General features: G+C 71.4%; 14 protein-coding genes and 1 pseudogene. 8 read left to right on the top strand and 7 right to left on the bottom strand.

Annotated features, from left to right (window positions below):
* Positions 1-111: 111 nt before the first annotated feature.
* From WJM95_RS01050 to WJM95_RS01040, 3 genes are all read left to right on the top strand, one after another.
* Positions 112-1,446, top strand: coding sequence for an MFS transporter (locus WJM95_RS01050; protein ID WP_339127526.1), 1,335 nt, complete (start codon positions 112-114; stop codon positions 1,444-1,446).
* A 38-nt stretch (positions 1,447-1,484) separates the two neighbouring features.
* Positions 1,485-2,303 (top strand): methyltransferase domain-containing protein, encoded by an 819-nt coding sequence (locus WJM95_RS01045; RefSeq protein ID WP_339127525.1) that lies wholly within the window; start codon positions 1,485-1,487, stop codon positions 2,301-2,303.
* Between the two features lie 182 nt (positions 2,304-2,485).
* Entirely contained in the window at positions 2,486-2,854 is a 369-nt protein-coding gene (locus WJM95_RS01040) for a DUF6479 family protein (RefSeq protein WP_329297826.1), read from the top strand.
* A gap of 67 nt (positions 2,855-2,921) precedes the next feature.
* Here the strand turns inward: WJM95_RS01040 and WJM95_RS01035 are convergent, their stop codons facing one another.
* Together WJM95_RS01035 and WJM95_RS01030 are read right to left on the bottom strand one after the other, a co-directional pair.
* Positions 2,922-3,866 (bottom strand): ATP-dependent DNA ligase, encoded by a 945-nt coding sequence (locus WJM95_RS01035; RefSeq protein ID WP_339135284.1) that lies wholly within the window; start codon positions 3,864-3,866, stop codon positions 2,922-2,924.
* Positions 3,867-4,041: 175 nt separating this feature from the next.
* Positions 4,042-4,935: a Gfo/Idh/MocA family oxidoreductase gene (locus WJM95_RS01030; protein ID WP_339127524.1), complete on the bottom strand. Its 894-nt coding sequence runs from the start codon at positions 4,933-4,935 to the stop codon at positions 4,042-4,044.
* 258 nt (positions 4,936-5,193) lie between these two features.
* Here WJM95_RS01030 and WJM95_RS01025 point away from each other — a divergent pair, with 258 nt between their 5' ends.
* Positions 5,194-5,982, top strand: a complete 789-nt coding sequence (locus tag WJM95_RS01025) for a PIG-L deacetylase family protein (protein WP_339127523.1) — start codon at positions 5,194-5,196, stop codon at positions 5,980-5,982.
* A gap of 171 nt (positions 5,983-6,153) precedes the next feature.
* Positions 6,154-7,521 (top strand): M1 family metallopeptidase, encoded by a 1,368-nt coding sequence (locus WJM95_RS01020; RefSeq protein WP_339127522.1) that lies wholly within the window; start codon positions 6,154-6,156, stop codon positions 7,519-7,521.
* A gap of 33 nt (positions 7,522-7,554) precedes the next feature.
* On the opposite strand, the gene glgB is transcribed toward WJM95_RS01020, so the two are convergent.
* The 5 genes and pseudogenes from glgB to WJM95_RS00995 form a co-directional block, all read right to left on the bottom strand.
* Positions 7,555-9,717 (bottom strand): 1,4-alpha-glucan branching enzyme, encoded by a 2,163-nt coding sequence (glgB, locus tag WJM95_RS01015; RefSeq protein ID WP_339135283.1) that lies wholly within the window; start codon positions 9,715-9,717, stop codon positions 7,555-7,557.
* 178 nt (positions 9,718-9,895) lie between these two features.
* Positions 9,896-11,269, bottom strand: a complete 1,374-nt coding sequence (locus WJM95_RS01010; RefSeq protein WP_339127521.1) for a maltokinase — start codon at positions 11,267-11,269, stop codon at positions 9,896-9,898.
* A gap of 47 nt (positions 11,270-11,316) precedes the next feature.
* On the bottom strand, positions 11,317-13,038 hold the full coding sequence (gene treS, locus WJM95_RS01005) for a maltose alpha-D-glucosyltransferase (RefSeq protein WP_339127520.1): 1,722 nt from the start codon (positions 13,036-13,038) through the stop codon (positions 11,317-11,319).
* Positions 13,035-15,032 carry an alpha-1,4-glucan--maltose-1-phosphate maltosyltransferase gene (locus tag WJM95_RS01000; RefSeq protein WP_339127519.1) on the bottom strand — a complete coding sequence of 666 codons (1,998 nt, stop codon included), beginning with the start codon at positions 15,030-15,032 and terminating at the stop codon, positions 13,035-13,037. The genes treS and WJM95_RS01000 overlap by 4 nt, the downstream gene beginning before the upstream one ends.
* Positions 15,033-15,134: 102 nt before the next feature.
* A pseudogene (locus WJM95_RS00995) lies at positions 15,135-15,326 on the bottom strand (DUF5133 domain-containing protein); the annotation flags it as partial.
* A 304-nt stretch (positions 15,327-15,630) separates the two neighbouring features.
* Here WJM95_RS00995 and WJM95_RS00990 point away from each other — a divergent pair.
* From WJM95_RS00990 to WJM95_RS00980, 3 genes are all read left to right on the top strand, one after another.
* Complete coding sequence (locus WJM95_RS00990; RefSeq protein ID WP_339127518.1) at positions 15,631-16,146, top strand: pep a2; 516 nt, start codon at positions 15,631-15,633, stop codon at positions 16,144-16,146.
* Positions 16,147-16,398: 252 nt separating this feature from the next.
* A complete protein-coding gene (locus WJM95_RS00985) occupies positions 16,399-17,796 on the top strand; it encodes an FAD-binding oxidoreductase (protein ID WP_339127517.1) in 1,398 nt (465 codons plus the stop codon).
* Positions 17,797-18,065: 269 nt separating this feature from the next.
* A complete protein-coding gene (locus WJM95_RS00980) occupies positions 18,066-19,475 on the top strand; it encodes a hypothetical protein (protein ID WP_339127516.1) in 1,410 nt (469 codons plus the stop codon).
* Positions 19,476-19,515 lie beyond the last annotated feature (40 nt).

Genomic DNA, 19,515 nt, shown 5'->3' with positions numbered 1-19,515 from the left:
GGCGGCACCGCCGGGCCGGCCGTACGCGCCCCGCCCGCCCCGTGCACCAATCCGGTCCCCCGGGGGACACAAGCCGCCCACGCTCGGTCATAGTGATCCCCGGATCGAAAGATGTATCGAGCAACCAGGATGAGCGTGGACACGAGCCAGAGCAGTACGGACAGCGGCGCCGCGACGCCCGACGAGAGCGCGCCGGCCGAGCGGCCCGACCGCTCCGGATGGCGCCGCTGGGCCATGGACACCCGGCCGCTGCGCCGCCCCGCCTACCGCCGGCTGTGGACGTCGACCGCCGTCACCTCCGTGGGCAGCCAGCTCACCGCCGTCGCCGTGCCCAAGCAGATCTACGACATCACCGGCTCGTCGGCCTGGGTCGGCTACGCGAGCCTCGCCGGCCTGCTGCCGCTCGTGGTCTTCGCCCTGTGGGGCGGCGCGATCGCCGACAGCGTGGACCGCCGCAAGCTGCTCCTGCTCACCAACGCCGGCATAGCCGTGACCTCGCTGCTCTTCTGGGCCCAGGCCGTCTCCGGACTGGACTCGGTGCTCGTCCTGATGGTCCTGCTCGCCCTCCAGCAGGCGTTCTTCGGCCTCAACTCCCCGGCCCGCAGCGCGTCCATCGCCCGGCTCGTCCCCGCGGACGAACTGCCCGCCGCCAACGCGCTCGGCGCGACCGTGATGCAGACCGGCTCGGTGGCCGGACCCATGCTCGCCGGCGCGCTCATCCCCCTCATCGGGCTGCCCGAGCTCTACATGATCGACGCCCTCGCCCTGTGCGTCACGCTCTGGGCCGTCCTGCGGCTCCCCGCGCTGCCGCCCCTCACCAAAGCCGCCTCCCAGCGCGCCGGCCTGCGTGAAGTCGTGGCCGGTTTCCGCTACATCGCCCTGCACAAGGTGCTGCTGCTGTCCTTCCTCGCGGACATCATCGCCATGGTGTTCGGCATGCCGCGCGCCCTCTTCCCGCAGCTCGCCGCCGAGACGTACGCCCCGTACGGCGAAGGGCTCGCGCTGGGACTGCTGTTCGCGGCGATCCCCATCGGCGCGGTCGTGGGCGGACTGATGTCGGGCACCTTCTCCCGCGCCCGCAGACACGGGCTCATGGTCATCGTCTCCGTCGCGGCCTGGGGCGCGGCCATCGCCGGGTTCGGGCTCAGCCGCAGCCTGTGGCTCGCCGTGGCCTTCCTCGCCGTCGCCGGGATCGCCGACATGGTCTCCATGGTCTTCCGTGGCGCGATCCTGCTGTCCGCCGCCACCGACGAGATGCGCGGACGGCTCCAGGGCGTCTTCACGGTCGTCGTCGTGGGCGGTCCGCGGGTCGCCGACGTCCTTCACGGAACGGCCGGTTCGGCCTTCGGGGCACCCGCCGCGGTCGCCGGCGGAGGCCTGCTGGTGATCGTGGCGGTGCTTGTGCTCGCTTTTGTCACACCGGCCTTGAGGCGTTACACAATCTGAATCTGAAAAACGACCTTGGTGGTTCTAGAGTGACCGCCATGGTGGACACGCGGCCTACGTCGGCCTTCCACGCGCAGAACATCAGCGCGGACAGCACCTCCCGTCTGGTCGGCGCCCTGGATGCCCAGGACGTCAATGACGGTGTGCAGCGCCTGCGTTCATGGGCGCACGCGGCACTGGCCGTACGACCCGGCGAGCGGGCGCTCGACATCGGCGCGGGCACCGGATCGCAGACCCGGCGGCTCGCCGCCGCCGTGGGCCCCCGCGGCCGGGTGCTGGGCATCGAACCCAACCCCGGACTGCGCGCCGTGGCCGAACAGCGGGGGACCGAGGAACGCAGCGCCGCGCGCTTCGCCGACGCCGACGCCCTCGCCCTGCCGCTGCCCGACGCCACGGTCGACGTCGTGTGGTGCGAGCGGGTGCTCCAGCACCTCGCGGAGCCCGAGAAGGCCGTCTTCGAGATAGCGCGCGTGCTGCGCCCCGGTGGACGGGTCGCCCTCCTGGACACCGACTGGGCGACCACGATCCTGCACCCCGGCGACCCCGACACGATCGCCGCGCTCACCACCGGAGCGCTGTCCGCGGCAGCCGACCCCTACTCCGGACGCAAGCTGGTGGGACGGCTGACCGCCGCGGGACTGGTGGTCGACGACCGAGGCTCGCAGGCCCTGCTCCAGGACCACAAGTCGGTCGCCTGGCCGCTGATCCGCATGCTCGGCGACTCGGCGCTGAGCCGCGGACTCATCATCGAGTCGCAGCGCGACCGCCTGTACGAGGAGCTCACCGAAGCCGCGCGCCAGGGCGGTCTGCACATGTCCGTGACGATGTTCGGGGCCGTGGCGCACCGCCCGGAATGAGCGGTGCTCCCGCACGGCCCACCGTGCGGGACGATCGGGTCCCGACTCGCCGGGCAGCGTCCGGACCGACCGGTTCCGGACGTGCGGCGTAGCGTCCGGATTGATCCGGAATACAATGGAATGGCCGTCGCTGACGGGCTAGTACGCAGATTTCCCCTTTGTATTGGGGGTACGCGAACACCATGTACACCGCGAGCCAAGATCTGATCGCAGCGAGTTCATCGCTGAACGCGGGCGCCGCCTTCATCGGCGGCCTCATCATCGCGGGCGCCCTCGTGTGGGCCGTCCGCATGGGCATCCGGGTGCGGAACCTGGAATCCCGGCCACCCACCGCCGAGGAACAGCCCAGACTGCCCGAGACCGGGGCGGTGCACGAGGAGCGCGAGATGCGGGAACCCGACGAGGTCCCGCACGCTGCGGACGAGAGCGAGCGGCTGATGCCGTACAACATGCACTCCGCGGGTACCAAACACGCCGACGACCAGCACCGCAAGCGCTGGCAGCCGGGTTCCAGCGGATCCTTCGGCAGCGGCGGACCGGGCAGGACCTGACCGGGACGTGAAGGGGCCGACCGCGGCGAGCGGCCGGCCCCTTCACGTGCGCGCACCCCTTCCTCCGTCACGGAAGGTCCGCCGCCGAGTCCTCGGGCGCGAGGTCGGGACGCAGCCGCAGCCACGACGGCTGGCGCAGCAGCCCGGCCCGGGTACGGGTGCTGTAGGCGACCTCGCCGACCAGCCGGGGCAGCACCCACAGTGCCTCGGCGGCTCGCGGGAGGGTGTCGAAAGGGCAGTGGTCCGTCTCGGCGGCCCGCAGCAGCCGGGCGAGATCGGCGCGTTCGGACGCGCTCCAGCCGGTGCCCACGCTTCCGACGTAGCGCAGCCTTCCCGCGTCGTCGCGCTGGCCGACGAGCACGGCGCCGGGCAGCCCCGACAGGCGCCCCTTTCCTGGTACCCAGCCGCCCACCAGGACGTCCGCCGTCCTCAGGTTGCGGATCTTGATCCAGGACCGTGAACGCACACCGGGTTCGTACACCGAGTCGAGGCGTTTGCAGACCAGCCCTTCGAGGCCGCTCGCCCGGGTCGCCCGCAGCGCCTCCTCCCCGTGCCCCACGAGCGCCGTCGGCGTCGACCAGAACGGACCCTGGAGGCCCAGGCTCTCCAGAGTCTGCCGTCGTCGCGCGTACCGCAGGCCCGTGAGATCGCCGCCCAGATGCATGACGTCGAACAGCACGAGATGGGCGGGTGCCCGCTCGGCGCGCCGGGCCGCCCGGTCCGGTGACCTGGCGAGGCCCATCCGTGACTGGAGCAGCTGGAAGTCGCTCCGGCCCTGCTCGTCCAGGACCAGCACCTCGCCGTCCAGGACCGCGGCGGTCGTGCCGAGCGCGCCTCCGAGCGCCCCCAGTTCCGGATAGGCGGCGGTGATGTCCTCGCCGGAGCGGGCCCGCAGCGTCACCCCGCCGTCCCCGTGCAGATAGACCACGGCACGCTGACCGTCCTGCTTCGTCTCGTACGCCCACCGGGTGTCCTGGCCGGCGGCCGGCAGGGTCCCGGGGGTCGCGAGCATGGGCGCGATCAACGGCAGATTCACACCTCACGTGTCGACACACGACCCCTCGCACACGCTTCCGGGCCGCACGTTTCGCCTGATCGGCCGCGCCGCGCCGTGCCGCGGCCGCGCAGCAGTACGGCCGGGCGGTGATCCGGGACGAGGACCGGCGGGTCGTCAGGGAGGCGACCCCTCAGCCGTCCAGCGCCCGCGCGATCAGCGACTGGAGGTACAGACCGCGGTGGGCGTCGAGCTCGCCCGAACGGCCCGCGCGGACCGCGGTGGCGAACTCGCGGCGCAGCACGGGCCAGGACTCCTCGTGGTCGAGTGCACCGGCGTCGAGGACCAGCTCGGGGTGGTGGCCGAACAGCTCGACGCGGGTGATCCCGTGCTCGACCTCGACCGAACCCGACAGCGAGGCCTGGCTCACGGCGCCGCTCTCGTGCTCGCAGGTGAGTTCGAGCCAGCGGCGCGGGTCTCCGGCGCCGCGGACCCGGACGATCGGCCCCAGGGCCGCGTCCAGGAGATCCAGGAGGTGCGGTCCGAGGTCCAGGAGCGCCCCGTGCTCCAGACGCCACGGGGTCGCGAAGTCGCCGCCCAGGAAGGCGCCGCTGATGCCGCATGCGCGCGCGCCCGAGACGTCCAGGGCCCGTGCCTCGGCGAGGAACCGCCGGACGGCCGGGTGGTAGCGGTTCGTCAGGACCAGCTGCGACACCACGCCCGAGGCGTCGATCGCGGCCACGAGCCGCCGCGCCGCCGCCAGGTCGAGTGCGAGCGGCTTCTCCAGAAGCAGGGCCTTGCCCGCCTCGGCGGCCCGCACCGCGAGCTCGGCCTGCACCGCGGGCGGAACCGAGAAGGCCACCGCCTCGCAGCCGTCGAGCAGTTCCTCGAACGTCGCGGCGACCGCCGCGCCGGACGGGGCCGCCGTCTCGCGGGCGGCCTCCGCCCGGCGTGCCCACACCGACGTCAGCACCGTCTCGGGTCCCGCGGCGAGCACCCGGGCGTGCACGGCCCGCGCCCAGGGCCCCGCGCCGACCAGCCCCACCCTGACGGGGGCACGGTTCCAGCTGGGCGAGGTGGTGGTCACGGCATCTCCTTCGCGCTGTACGGGGTCTGACGCGCCGTCGGTCCGCCGGCCGCGCGGGGGAAGGCGGCGCGGCCGGACGCCGGATCCTCGGACGTGTGGACAGACTCCACCACGGCACCCCGCCGTTCGGCCAGCGGTCCGGCCGCCTGCGAACCGCTCCTGGCCCCGCGGGGCACACAGGGGCGCGGGAGACCGGCGCTCGAACAGGGAAAGCGCGCCTCTGTCGGTCCCGGCCCGCCGCGCGCCATCATGCCGGACATGGATCCCACACAGGACAAAGCAGACCTCGGGGGCGGTACGGGCCTGCCCGCGCTGCCGGAGGACTGGGCGCGGTGTCTCGCCGTGGCCGCCCACCCTGACGACATCGAGTACGGCACGGCCTGTGCCGTCGCGCGCTGGACCGCGCAGGGCAAGCAGGTGAGCTACCTGCTCGCGACCAGGGGAGAGGCCGGCATCGACGGCCTGCACCCGGACCGGGCCGCGCCCCTGCGCGAGGCCGAGGAGCGGGCCGGCGCCCGGCAGGTCGGCGTCGAGACCGTCGAGTTCCTCGATCACCGCGACGGCGTCGTCGAGTACGGGCTCGGGCTGCGCCGGGAGATCGTCCGCGCGATGCGCCGGCACCGGCCCGAGATCGTGGTGTCCGGCGCGTTCACGGTACGGATGATCGGCGGCATCACCAACCAGGCGGACCACCGCGTCGTGGGCCTCGCCGCCCTCGACGCGGCACGCGACGCCGGAAACCGCTGGATCTTCCCCGAACTCGCCGACGAGGGACTCGAACCCTGGAACGGCATCCGGATGGTGTGCTTCGCCGGAGCGGAAGTCCCCACCCACGGCGTGGACGTCACCGGCGACCCCCTCGAACGCGGCATCGCCTCCCTGGAGGCACACGCCGAGTACACCAAGGGCCTGGGCGACGGCGCCTTCGCACCCCGGCCGTTCCTGACCTGGATGGCCGGGATGGGCGGAGCGGCCCTCGGCGTCGAGTCCGCCGTCCTCTTCGACGTGCACCAGCTCGTCCCGGACGGCCCGCCGCCCTGGGTGTGAACACCCCGGGTCCGACCCCCTGGACGCGACTTGACCCGATCGTGGGGGCCGGGGCGACGGGGGACTCATAGGGTGTGGGCGAGTGATCACCGTAGAACCGGAGGAGTGAACGTGACACCACGCCCGCACGAGGCCGCACGACGCACAACCGTCCTTCGCCGAGAAGCCGTTGTGGCGGCCGTCCCCGTCGCGCTCGCCGCGCTGCTCACCGCGGCGGGCCCCGCCACGGCGGCCGGGACCGTGGGAGCCGCGGGTGCGGGCGACCCGTACTTCCCGCTCTCGGGCAACGGCGGCTACGACGTCCGCCACTACGACCTGACCCTCGGCTACGACCCGCACAGCCGCCATCTGGACGGCAAGGCCGTCATCACGGCCAGAGCGACCCAGCGCCTGACCCGCTTCGACCTCGACCTCAGCGGGCTGAAGGTCACCGGCGTCACCGTCGACCACGCCAAGGCCGCGTTCCGGCGCGACGGCCAGGAACTCGTCGTCACCCCGCGCGAGGCCCTGCGCAAGGGCCAGGAGTTCCGCGTCACCGTCACCTACTCCGGCACCCCGAAGCCGGTCACCGACCCCGACGGCTCCCTGGACGGCTGGATCCCCACGGACGACGGAGCGTTCGTGGCCGGCGAACCCCAGGGTGCGATGACCTGGTTCCCCGCCAACAGCCACCCCACGGACAAGGCGTCGTACGACTTCACGCTGACCGTCCCTAAGGGGCGCACGGCCGTCGCCAACGGCGTCCTGCTCGGGCAGCGGACCGCGAACGGACGGACCACCTTCCGCTGGCGCCAGTCCGAGCCCATGGCCGCCTACCTCGCCACGGCGACCGTCGGCACCTTCAAGGTCGAGCAGTTCACCACCCGCGACGGCCTGAAGGTCTACAACGCGATCGACCCCCGCGAGGCCACCGCCGCCGCGCCGGTCGTCAAGAAGCTGCCGTCCGTCCTGGCCTGGGAGAGCAAGCTCTTCGGCCCCTACCCCTTCCGGGCGGCCGGAGCCATCGTCGACCGCGCGCCCCAGGTCGGCTACGCCCTGGAGACCCAGACCCGGCCCGTGTACGACTCCGCGCCCGACCTGGAGACCCTCGTCCACGAGAGCGCGCACCAGTGGTTCGGCGACTCCGTCACCCTGACCCGGTGGAAGGACATCTGGCTCAACGAGGGCTTCGCCACCTACGCGGAGTGGCTGTACGCCGAGCAGCACGGCGGCAAGAGCGCCCAGAAGGCCTTCGACACGCTGTACGCCACCCCCGCGGGCAAGGACCTCTGGGCGTTCCCGCCCGGCGATCCCGGCAGCGGCGCGCACATCTTCGACACCCCGGTCTACGCCCGCGGGGCCATGGTCCTGCACAAGCTGCGCACGACCGTCGGAGATCCCGTGTTCTTCCGCGTCCTGCGCACCTGGGCCGCCGCCCACCGAGGCGGGCACGGTACGACGGCCCAGTTCATCGCGCTCTCGGAGAAGGAGTCGGGCAAGGACCTCTCCGGTCTCTTCCACACCTGGCTCTTCACGGCGGGAAAGCCCGCCTCGTCCTGAGGCGGGCCTTCCGGGCGACGGCTGCGGTCCGGCTCAGGCGGGCCGCAGCCACACCGTCGCCAGCGGCGGCAGCGTCAGCTCGATGCTGGTCGGGCGTCCGTGCATACCGATCGCCTCGGCCTTCACCGGCTCGGTGCGCGTGATGTCGCTGCCGCCGTAGCGCAGGTCGTCGGTGTTGAGGACCTCGCGCCAGGCGGGAATGTCCTCGGGGACGCCGATGCGGTAGCCGTGGCGGACGGCGGGGGAGAAGTGGGAGACGGCCAGGAGCGGGGTGCCGTCGGCCGCGTGGCGCAGGAACGCGAAGACGTTGTCGTCGGCGGCGTCCCCCACCACCCAGGTGAAGCCGGAAGGGTCGGTGTCGCGCTCCCACAGCGCCGGTTCGCCGCGGTAGAGGGTGTTGAGGTCGCGCACGAGCTCCTGCACCCCGCGGTGGTCGGCCTCGGCACCGTAGGCCGGGTCGAGGAGCCACCAGTCGGGGCCGTGGGCTTCCTTCCACTCGCCTCCCTGGGCGAACTCCTGCCCCATGAAGAGGAGTTGTTTGCCGGGGTGGGCCCACATGAAGGCGAGGTAGGCGCGGAGGTTCGCGCGCTGCTGCCACCAGTCGCCGGGCATCTTGGAGACGAGTGACTGCTTGCCGTGCACGACCTCGTCGTGGGAGATCGGCAGGACGTAGTTCTCGCTGTAGGCGTACACCATCGAGAAGGTCATCTCGTTGTGGTGGTACTTGCGGTGGATCGGCTCGTGCTGGATGTACTCCAGCGAGTCGTGCATCCAGCCCATGTTCCACTTGAGCCCGAAGCCGAGGCCCCCGTCGGAGGTCGGGCGGGTGACGCCGTCCCAGGCGGTGGACTCCTCGGCGATCGTGACGACACCCGGATTGCGGCGGTAGACCGTGGCGTTCATCTCCTGGAGGAACGCCACCGCGTCGGGATTGTCCCGCCCGCCGAACTCGTTGGGGGCCCACTGGCCCTCTTCGCGGGAGTAGTCGAGGTAGAGCATGGAGGCGACGGCGTCGACGCGCAGTCCGTCGATGTGGAACTCCTCGCACCAGTAGGTGGCGTTGGCGACGAGGAAGTTGCGGACCTCACGGCGGCCGTAGTCGAACTCCAGGGTGCCCCAGTCGGGGTGGTCGGCGCGCCGCGGGTCGGCGTGCTCGTACAGGGGGCGGCCGTCGAACTGGGCGAGGGCCCAGTCGTCGCGCGGGAAGTGGGCGGGGACCCAGTCCATGAGGACCCCGACCCCGGCGCGGTGCAGGGCGTCGACGAGGTGCTTGAAGTCGTCGGGGGTGCCCAGGCGGGCGGTGGGGGCGTAGAACCCGGTGATCTGGTAGCCCCACGAGCCGCCGAAGGGGTGTTCGGCGACGGGCATGAGCTGGACGTGGGTGAAGCCGAGGTCGGTGACGTAGGCGGGGAGCTGGTCGGCGAGTTGACGGTAGGTCAGGCCCGGGCGCCAGGAGGGGAGATGCACCTCATACACCGAGAAGGGTGCCTCGTGCAGCGGGCGGCGCTTCGCCCGCTCCTTCATCCACTTCGCGTCCTGCCACGCGTACGACGACCGTGTCACGACCGACGAGGTCGCCGGAGGCACCTCGGTGCGGCGGGCCATCGGGTCGGCGCGCAGGGTGCGGGAACCGTCGGGGCGCGTGATGTCGAACTTGTAGAGCGTCCCTTCGCCCATGCCGGGCAGGAACACCTCCCACACGCCGGACGATCCGAGCGAACGCATCGGGAACCCGGCGGCGCCGTCCCAGTGGCAGAAGTCCCCGCAGACCCGGACCCCTTGGGCGTTCGGGGCCCACACGGTGAACCGCGTCCCCTCCACGCCCTCGTGGGTCATCGGCTCGGCGCCGAGCGCCCGCCACAGTTCCTCGTGGCGGCCCTCGCCGATCAGATGCAGGTCCAGCTCACCGAGCGCGGGCAGGAACCGGTAGGGGTCCTGTGTCTCGAACTCGGTGCCGTCGTACGTCACCACGAGCGTGTACGCGGGAATCCCGTCGAGCGGCAGAACCGCCCCGAAGAACCCGTCGCCCAGGTCCTCCAGCGCGCTGCGCCGCCCGTCCACCACGACCGCGACGCCCTGGGCGTACGGCCGCAGCGCCCGGAACACCACTCCGCCCGGTACCGGGTGGGCACCCAGCACCGCGTGCGGATCGTGATGGGCGCCGGACAGCAGACGCCCCCGATCCGTCGGGTCCAGCGCGGCGTGCTGCGCGGGCGGGGCGGCGGGCTTGGCCCGTCGTACGCGGGTGGATGCGGTGCGGGTCACGGCTTGGGCCTCTCGGAGCGGGGTGGTCGGTGGGTGAGTCGAAACGGTCGTGCCGGTTGCTCGTCGGTGGTGGGGGTGGGTGGTCGGTCGTGGTTGTGGGTCGCGGTGGTCAGGGGCGGTCGGCGAGTCGTCCGACCGCCGCCATGGGCACGGGCAGCCAGTCGGGCCGGTGCCGTGCCTCGTAGAGCACCTCGTACACGGCGCGGTCCGTCTCGTACGCGCGCAGCAGTTCGGGTTCCTCGCGCGGATCCCAGGCGGCCGCGTCGGCGTAGCCGGCGCAGAAGGACTCGCGGCAGCGCTCCGCCCACTCCGGACGCCACGGCTGCCGGGACCGGGCCGCGTAGTCGAAGGACCGCAGCATGCCCGCGACATCGCGTACGGGCGACTGGACACGCCGACGTTCGCTGATCGGGCGCGCCGGTTCACCCTCGAAGTCGATCACCGACCAGCGCCGCCCGGCCCGCAGGACCTGGCCGAGGTGGAGGTCGCCGTGGATGCGCTGGGCGGGGCGGACCGCCGAGTCCAGCACGGCGAGCGCGTCGAACGCCGACCTCAACCCGGTTGCGTGCGGCCGGAGTTCGGGGACGGAACGGACCGCGGCGTCGAGCCGTTCGTGCATCGCCTCCGCGAGCCGCTTGTTGCGGTACGGGTTCGGCGCGTCCACGGGGAAGGCGGTGGCCAGGGCCAGATGCACCTCGGCGGTGGCCCGGCCCAGTTCGAACGCCTCGCCGGCGAAGTCCTGCCGTGAGCCGAGGGATTCGAGGGCCAGCGCCCACCCGTCGGCGGCGTCGCGCAGATACGGCTGGAGGACGCCGAGGGTCGCCTCCTGCGGCTCCGAGGTCCGGAACCACGCGGCAGGCGCGGGTACGCGGTCGCAGCCCTGCCGGGCCAGTGCGCGCGGGACCTCAAGATCCGGGTTGATGCCGGGCTGGACGCGCCGGAAGACCTTCAGTATGAACGCGTCCCCGTAGACCAGGGAGGTGTTGGACTGCTCGGCGTCGAGAAGGCGCGGGGTGAGACCGGACGGCACGGTCACCCGGGGGTCTCCCTCGAACCGCAGCGGTCCCGCCGAACCCGAACGGCGCAGCCGCTCCAGGAGCAGCCCCGCGGCCTTCGGGTCGTGGAAGGCGTCGTAGACGGTGAGCCCGGCCAGCGGGCCGGCGCTCGCCCGGCCGATGAACGCGTGGGCCAGCCGCGGCGGCAGGACCTCCCTGACCCCGAGGAGCAGCTGGTAGCAGTCCTCGGCCGCGGGAGCGCCGGCCGTGCCGTGGGCGGGCGGGCCGAGGTGCTCGGTGCGGACCAGCAGATGCAGACACCCCGGGTACAGCTCGGTCGTCGACAGCAGCGTCACATCCGTCACGGGCCTGCCCTTGCCGGCGAACCAGCGCTGCCGCGGCAGCCAGGCCCGCAGCAGTTCGGCCAGCGAGGTGAGCAGTGGAGCGGGGTCGAGGCCGCTCGGACGCCTCAGAGCGGTGTTCGGCATGACGGCACGTCCTTTCAGGGGCGGGCGGGCTGTCGAGGGGTGCGCGTTCACGATCGCTTGGCGGTGCCGGGCCCGACCGCGGGGCGCAACCGGAACCAGTAGAAGCCGTGGCCTGCGAGGGTCAGCAGGTAGGGGAGTTCTCCGATGGCCGGGAAGCGGACGCCGCCGATGAGTTCGACGGGGTGGCGGCCGTTGAACTCGCGCAGGTCCAGTTCGGTGGGCTGGGCGAAGCGGGAGAAGTTGTGCACGCACAGGACCAGGTCGTCCTTGTACTCCCGCAGGAAGGCGAGGACGGCGGGGTTGGAGGAGGGGAGTTCGGTGTAGGAGCCGAGTCCGAAGGCCTTGTTCTGTTTGCGGATCTCGATCATGCGGCGGGTCCAGTGGAGCAGCGAGGAGGGGGAGGACATGGAGGCCTCGACGTTGGTGACCTGGTAGCCGTAGACGGGGTCCATGATCGTGGGGAGGAAGAGGCGGCCGGGGTCGCTGGAGGAGAAGCCGGCGTTGCGGTCGGGGGTCCATTGCATGGGGGTGCGGACGGCGTCGCGGTCACCGAGCCAGATGTTGTCGCCCATGCCGATCTCGTCGCCGTAGTAGAGGATCGGGCTGCCGGGGAGGGAGAGCAGGAGTGCGGTGAAGAGTTCGATCTGGTTGCGGTCGTTGTCGAGGAGGGGGGCGAGGCGGCGGCGGATGCCGATGTTGGCGCGCATACGCGGGTCTTTCGCGTATTCGGCGTACATGTAGTCGCGTTCCTCGTCGGTGACCATTTCGAGGGTGAGCTCGTCGTGGTTGCGCAGGAAGATGCCCCATTGGCAGTTGCCGGGGATGGCGGGGGTCTTGGCGAGGATCTCGGAGACGGGGTAGCGGGACTCGCGGCGGACGGCCATGAAGATGCGGGGCATGACGGGGAAGTGGAAGGCCATGTGGCACTCGTCGCCGCCGGAGGGGAAGTCGCCGAAGTAGTCGACGACGTCCTCGGGCCACTGGTTCGCCTCGGCCAGCAGCACCGTGTCCGGGTAGTGCGTGTCGATCTCCTTGCGCACCCGCTTGAGGAACTCGTGGGTCGCAGGAAGGTTTTCGCAGTTGGTTCCCTCGACCTGGTACAGATACGGCACCGCGTCCAGCCGGAACCCGTCGATCCCGAGATCCAGCCAGAACCGCAGCGCGGAGATGATCTCCTCCTGGACGGCGGGGTTCTCGTAGTTGAGGTCGGGCTGGTGGGAGAAGAAGCGGTGCCAGTAGTACTGCTTGCGGACCGGGTCGAAGGTCCAGTTGGAGGCCTCGGTGTCGACGAAGATGATCCGGGCGTCCTGGTACTGCTTGTCGTCGTCGGCCCAGACGTAGTAGTCGCCGTAGGGGCCGTCGGGGTCGTTGCGGGACTCCTGGAACCACGGGTGCTGGTCGCTGGTGTGGTTCATGACGAAGTCGATGATGACGCGCATGCCGCGCTGGTGGGCGGCGTCGACGAACTCGACGAAGTCGGCGAGGTCGCCGAACTCGGGGAGGACGGCGGTGTAGTCCGAGACGTCGTAGCCGCCGTCGCGCAGGGGTGACTTGAAGAAGGGGGGCAGCCAGAGGCAGTCGACGCCCAGCCATTGGAGGTAGTCGAGTTTGGCGGTCAGGCCCTTGAGGTCGCCGACGCCGTCGCCGTTGCTGTCCTGGAAGGAGCGGACCAGGACCTCGTAGAAGACGGCGCGTTTGAACCACTCGGGATCGCGGTCCTTGGCCGGGGTGTCCTCGAACGTGTCCGGGACGGGCTCATTGACCATCATGCGGGGGACCCTCCGATCCGCGTTGCCGGGCCGACAGTGAGCACATGTGCACCGCCCGGACCCAGGCGCACAAAGTTGGACCTGCCCCAGTTGTAGGTCTCGCCGGTGAGCTCGTCGCGCACCGGCACGCGCGCGTCCTCGCTCGGAGCGAGTCGCGGCATGTCCAAGGACACTGTGGCTTGCCGGGTGTGGTGGGGGTCCAGGTTCGCCACGACGACCACCGTGTCGTCACCCGTTCGCTTGCTGTAAGCGATCACCGCATCGTCGTCGACCTGGTGGAATCTGAGGTTCCGGATTTCGTGGAGAGCCTTGTGGTGCCGTCTGATCCGGTTCAGTCGGGTGATCAGCGGGGCGATCGTACGGCCCTCGCGCTCGGCCGACTCCCAGTCGCGCGGGCGGAGCTGGTATTTCTCGGAGTGGAGGTATTCCTCGCTGCCGGGGCGCAGGGGGGTGTTCTCGCAGAGTTCGTAGCCGCTGTAGATGCCCCAGGTGGGGGAGAGGGTGGCGGCGAGGACGGCGCGGAGTTCGAAGGCGGGGCGGCCGCCGGTTTGCAGGAACTCGTGGAGGATGTCGGGGGTGTTGACGAAGAGGTTGGGGCGCATGCGGGCGGCGGAGTCGCCGGCCAGTTCGGTGAGGTACTCGGTGAGTTCCTGTTTGGTGTTGCGCCAGGTGAAGTAGGTGTAGGACTGCTGGAAGCCGATCTCGGCCAGGGTGCGCATCATCGCGGGGCGGGTGAAGGCCTCGGCCAGGAAGATGACGTCGGGGTCGGTGCCGTTGATGTCGGCGATCACCCGCTCCCAGAACACGACGGGTTTGGTGTGCGGGTTGTCGACGCGGAAGATCCGTACCCCGTGGTCCATCCAGTGGCGCAGCACCCGCACGGTCTCGCGGACCAGTCCTGGCATGTCCCGGTCGAAGGCGATGGGGTAGATGTCCTGGTACTTCTTCGGCGGGTTCTCGGCGTAGGCGATCGTGTTGTCGGGCCGGTGGTGGAACCACTCGGGGTGCTTCTCCACCCACGGGTGGTCCGGGGAGCACTGGAGCGCGAAGTCGAGCGCGATCTCCAGGCCCAGGGACGTGGCCCGGGCGACGAAGGCGTCGAAGTCCTCCAGGGTGCCCAGCGCGGGGTGGATCGCGTCGTGGCCGCCCTCGGGCGAGCCGATCGCCCAGGGCACCCCCACGTCCTGGGGACCCGCGGACAGCGTGTTGTCGGGGCCCTTGCGGTGGGTGGTGCCGATCGGGTGGACCGGCGGGAGGTAGACGACGTCGAAGCCCATCTCCGCGATCGCCGGCAGCCGCCCGGCGGCCGTACGGAACGTACCGTGCTCCGACGCGTCGCCCCGCCCGTGCTCCGAACGCGGGAAGAACTCGTACCACGCGCCGAACAACGCCCGCTCCCGCTCCACCAGCAGCGGCAACGGCAGGGAACGGGTGAGCCGTTCACGTAGCGGATGCTCCGCCAGTGCGGCCGTCACCCCGGGGTCGAGGGCCGCCGCGAACCGCTCGGCCGGCGGCAGGGCGTCGTCGCGCAGCGTGTCAGCGGCCGCCAGCACCGCGGCCCGGCCGTCGGCGCCGGGCACGCCCGCGGCGGCCCGCTCGTGCAGGGCGGCGCCCTCCTCCAGTACGAGCCCGACGTCGAGCCCGGCGGGGATCTTGATCCCGGCGGTGCGCCGCCACCCGGTCACCGGGTCGCTCCACGCCTCCACCAGGTAGGTCCAGTGCCCCGTCTCCCCCGCGATGACCTCGGCGCCCCAGAGGTCGCTTCCGGGGGCCAGTTCCCGCATCGGTGTCCACGGTCCGGGGGTGCCGTCCGGATCCAGCAGGACGGCGTTCGCGCCGACCACGTCATGGCCCTCGCCGAAAAGGGTGGCGGTGACCTGGAAGGTCTCGCCCACCACCGCTTTGGCGGGCCGTCTGCCGCAATCGACGACCGGCCGTACATCCCTGACGGGTATACGGCCGGTCGTGGTGTGCACGTCCGTGATCGCGTCCATGCGTCTCGCCTCCGCGGTTCTGGGCCCGAGTCGTCGTTGCCGCGAAAGGCCCTTTCGGTGCGGTCCCCGGGGACCGTCGTCTCAGATCCGTGCCGGAACGTCCTGCAAATAGACCTCGGCGGCGATTGCCGCCTCCCGCGCGCAGCGCTTCCCCATCAGGACGCACAGGGTGTATCCGGTGTTCTCGAAATTCCCCCGCACCACGCGGTCGGCCGGAGTCGCGAGCAGCAGGCGTTCCCACGCCCGGTAGCGCTCAAGATGCCTGGCGACCTCGGCTTTGGCAGGCAGCAGCATCACGCTGGTCACCTTCCCGATCTCTCGACCGCGCACGGCTCGCCTGGCCGGCGGATGAGGGCCGTACGCGAAGGGGAGCCGGTCCGTCACGGAGCGACACCCTCACTCATGGTGCCTGTAGGGCGACCGAGCGTCTTGTTGGTTCTTCAACTACATGGGGTGGCGCTCGTGTTGCACGAATGGAGTAGCCCTCTCATGCTGAGGGTGACTCAGGAGCGATCGGTGCTCACGCTTCGCAATCGGGGCCATGTCCCGCAGGGGGCGAGCGCGGAGCGAGAGCTTCGCCGGTGAGGAGCAAACGACGATGAACGCCGCAGTTCCCTGCTACTACCACCTGGACGTGGAGCTCAGTCAGGAAAAGGTGGGACAGGTCAGGCGGATCCTGGCCGCGCACCTCAGGTACTGGAACCTGGAGAATCTCGTCGAGTCCGTCTGCCGCTGCGCGGAAGCGCTGCTCAGCACCATCGAGCAGCACGCGGCCGACAAGAACACGACGATCGAGATGTGGTGGAACGGCCGACGCCTGTTCGCCGCCGTCTCCGACAGCAGCCAGGACATCGGCCCGCACCGGGCACCCCAGGGGTGCCTGGCCCAGATCGCCGCCCTCAGCGACGGCTGGGGCTGCTGCGCCACGGGCGCAGGCGGGAAGATCATCTGGTCCTCGTGGCGGGCCCGTTCCGCCGACCGTGCCCCGCTGGACCCGTCGGTGCCCGCCCCCTGTCTGCGCGTCGCGCGTCCGACGCCGCTGTACGCGGTGCTGCCGGAACCCGCGCTCGCCGCCGGACGCGACGAGAACGAGTCGGTCGCCTCCCGCGTCTGACCGGCGCGGGCCGGGCCCCGCGATCAGGTCGCCGAGCGCGTCGATCCCGTACGGATCGACGCGCTCGGGGTGTTCACGGCCGCCGCCGTCGCGCCGCGCGGCGGCGGGCCCCGGGTCGCCGAGCTAGGCGCTTGGCGCGGGGTTAGGCTGGTCAGTGATCGGGCTGAAGCAGGCATATCGGACCAATCGGCGGGAGCCGGTCCACGGCCTGGACGCCGGGACCTGGAGCCGTCTCCAGATGCGGGGATGCACATGTCCATCACACCGATACAAGCGGCACGCCAGGAACTGTCGGGATTCAAAGGGGCGTTGATCGGCCCGGAGGATGCCGGGTACGACGAGGCCCGCGCCGTCTACAACGCGATGATCGACCGGCGGCCCGCCCTGGTGGCGCGCTGCACCTCCCCGGAGGACGTCGCCCTGATCGTCGGCTTCGCCCGCGACCATGCCCTCCCGCTCGCGGTGCGCGGCGGCGGCCATCACGGAGCCGGGCTGAGCACCTGTGACGACGGAGTGGTCCTCGACCTCTCTCCGCTCAAGGACATCGAGGTCGATCCCTCGGCACGCACGGTACGCGTGGGCGGCGGCTGTCTCCTCGGCGAGGTCGACCGCGCCACCAACGAGCACGGTCTGGCCACACCGAGCGGCATCATCTCCACCACCGGGGTCGGCGGCATCACCCTCGGCGGCGGCCTCGGCCACCTCACCCGCAAGTTCGGACTGGCCGTCGACAATCTGCTGGAGGCCGAACTGGTCCTGGCGAACGGCGAACACGTCCGCGCGAACGCCGACGAGAACACCGACCTCTACTGGGCGATCCGCGGCGGCGGCGGCAACTTCGGCGTCGTCACCTCGTTCGTCTTCCGGCTGCACGAGGTGAACATGGTGGTCGCGGGCCCCACGTTCTGGCCCGTCGAACTCGGCGCCGAAGTCCTCGCCGCCTACCGCGACTTCATTCCCACGGCGCCGCGTGAGCTGGGCGGCTTCTTCCTCTTCGGTTCGGTGCCGCCGGGACCGCCGTTCCCGGAGGAGATCCATCTGAAGAAGGTGTGCGGAGTGCTGTGGTGCCGGGTCGGAGACGACGCGGACGCGGCGGGCCGCGAGATGGCCCCGCTGCTCGACGCCCTGCCCGCGCCCCTGCTGCACGGCCCCGCGCCGATGCCCCACCCGGCCATCCAGTCCGCCTTCGACGGCGTCTACCCGCCCGGCGACCAGTGGTACTGGCGGGCGGCCTTCGTCGACCGGATCCCCGCCGAGGCCGTCGACCTGCACGCCCGGTTCGGTGCGGCGATGCCGACCTGGAAGTCGACCATGCACATGTACCCCATCGACGGCGCCGTCCACGACGTCGGCCCGACGGACACCGCCTGGGGCTACCGCAGTTCCGGCTGGGCCACCGTGTACGCCGGCGTGGATCCCGACCCGGCCAACGCCGAGGTCGTCAAGCGCTGGAGCGTCGACTACTCCGACGCCCTCCAGCCGTACTCCGCGGGCGGCGCGTACGTGAACATGGTGATGGCCGAGGACCAGGAGGCCGTCCGGGCGAGCTACAGCGGCAACTACACACGACTGGCCCAGGTGAAGGCCGACTTCGACCCGGGCAACCTGTTCCGTCTCAACCAGAACATCGAGCCGGCGACGACCGACTGACCGGCTCCCCTCGGCATCGGAACTCTCCGGCGTGCGCGGGGCGGCCGGACCCGGGTTGTTCGGTTGTGGGGGCGTGGTTGAGTGATGCGGATCGTTCCCGGATTGTCGGAACGCCGGTTGCACAGGCGGCCGACGGGCCACCATAGTGACCGGGTGACCTGCCGCACATTCGGCGACGATCACGCTCAACTGTGCTTTGCCGTAACGCAACTGATGTCTCGTCAGGCATGTGTCGAAGCACACCGCACGCGGATGTGAGGCGATACGGGGTGGCCGCCGTGACCGAGGGACAGACAGGCAACGCCGGCAGGGCGGCCGGGGGCAACCGGGTGCTGGGGGCCGCGCTCAAGGAGTCCGGCTGCTCCTACGCCTCCCTCGCCCTGCGGGTCAACGAACTGGGGCGCCGTCAAGGCGCCGACTCCCATTACGACAAGGCGTCCGTCACCCGCTGGCTCCAGGGCCAGCAACCCCGCGGAGCCACACCGGAGTTGATCGCCGCCGTACTCTCCGAACGGCTCGGCCGCGCCATGTCACCCGCGGACCTCGGCTTCCACTCCGATCCTCAGCGCCCGGTCGCGAGCAGAGCGCTCGTCTACGGCGAGGACGTGGCGGAGACCCTGCACACGCTCGCGGAACTGGGCTGCACCGACATCTCCCGGCGCGGCCTGCTCGGCACGGTCCCCTTCGTCGCCTCGGCCCTGACGCACCCCCAACGCGACTGGCTGCTCTGGCTGCTTGAACAGCAGGAGGCGCCCTCCTCGGCCCTGCCCGCGGACGGCGGCCCCGTCGAGCAGGTGCACGCGATGATCGCCGTGTTCGACCAGATGGACAACCACTTCGGCGGTGGCGGGGTCCGCACCAGCATCGTGCACTACCTGTCCACCGAGGTCGTCCCCATGCTCCAGCAGCGCGGCCTGCCCTCAGGACAGCGCAGCCGGCTGTACGCCGCCGCCGCGCGCCTGGCCGCGATGGCCGGCTGGAGTTCGTACGACGCCGGGGAGTACGGCCTCGCCCAGCGCTACATGACCCAGGGGCTGCGCCTGTGCGCCGAGGGCCGCGACCGCGTGCTCGGCGGCCAGATCCTCGCCGGGCTCTCCCATCTCGCCACGAGTCTCGGCCGCCCGGACGAGGGGGTGGCGCTCGCCCGTGCCGGGATCGTCACCGCTCAGGGGGCCGGAAGCCCCCTCGGCCTGATGCGGCTGTACGCCATGTCGGCGCGCGGACACGCGGCGCGGGGCAGCTCCGACGACACCGCCGAGGCGCTGCGGCTGGCGGAACGGCAGCTGGCGGCGAGCAAGGGGGCCGACCAGGAGTCGCCGTGGGTGCGCTATCTGGACCAGCACTACCTCCAGGCCGAGTCCGCCCTGTGCTTCCGCGACCTGGGGCTCGCCCGCCAGGCCGAGCGCACGGCGAGCGAGTCGCTCGGCTCGGGCGCGGACCGGCGCAGGCGCCAGGCCATCAGCCGCTCCGTCCTCGCCACCGCACACCTTCAGCAGGACCGCCTGGACGAGGCGGTCGGCACCGCGACCCTGGCACTGGAGACCCTCGGCGCCGTCCACAGCGAACGGTCGGTGCAGGCCCTGCGCGACTTCCGCAGGCGCCTCGAACCCCGTCGCACCGAACCCGTCGTGCAGGAGTTCGAGCGCCGCTCGCGCGGTGTCCTCGGGGCGGTGGCCTGAGAAACGGAGGGGCGGGCGCGCTGCCATGACCCCGGGGGCG

The organism is Streptomyces sp. f51 (assembly GCF_037940415.1).
Lineage (GTDB): Bacteria > Actinomycetota > Actinomycetes > Streptomycetales > Streptomycetaceae > Streptomyces.
Note: the sequence above shows the minus strand (reverse complement) of the source record. Positions and strands in the feature narration are given on the sequence as shown.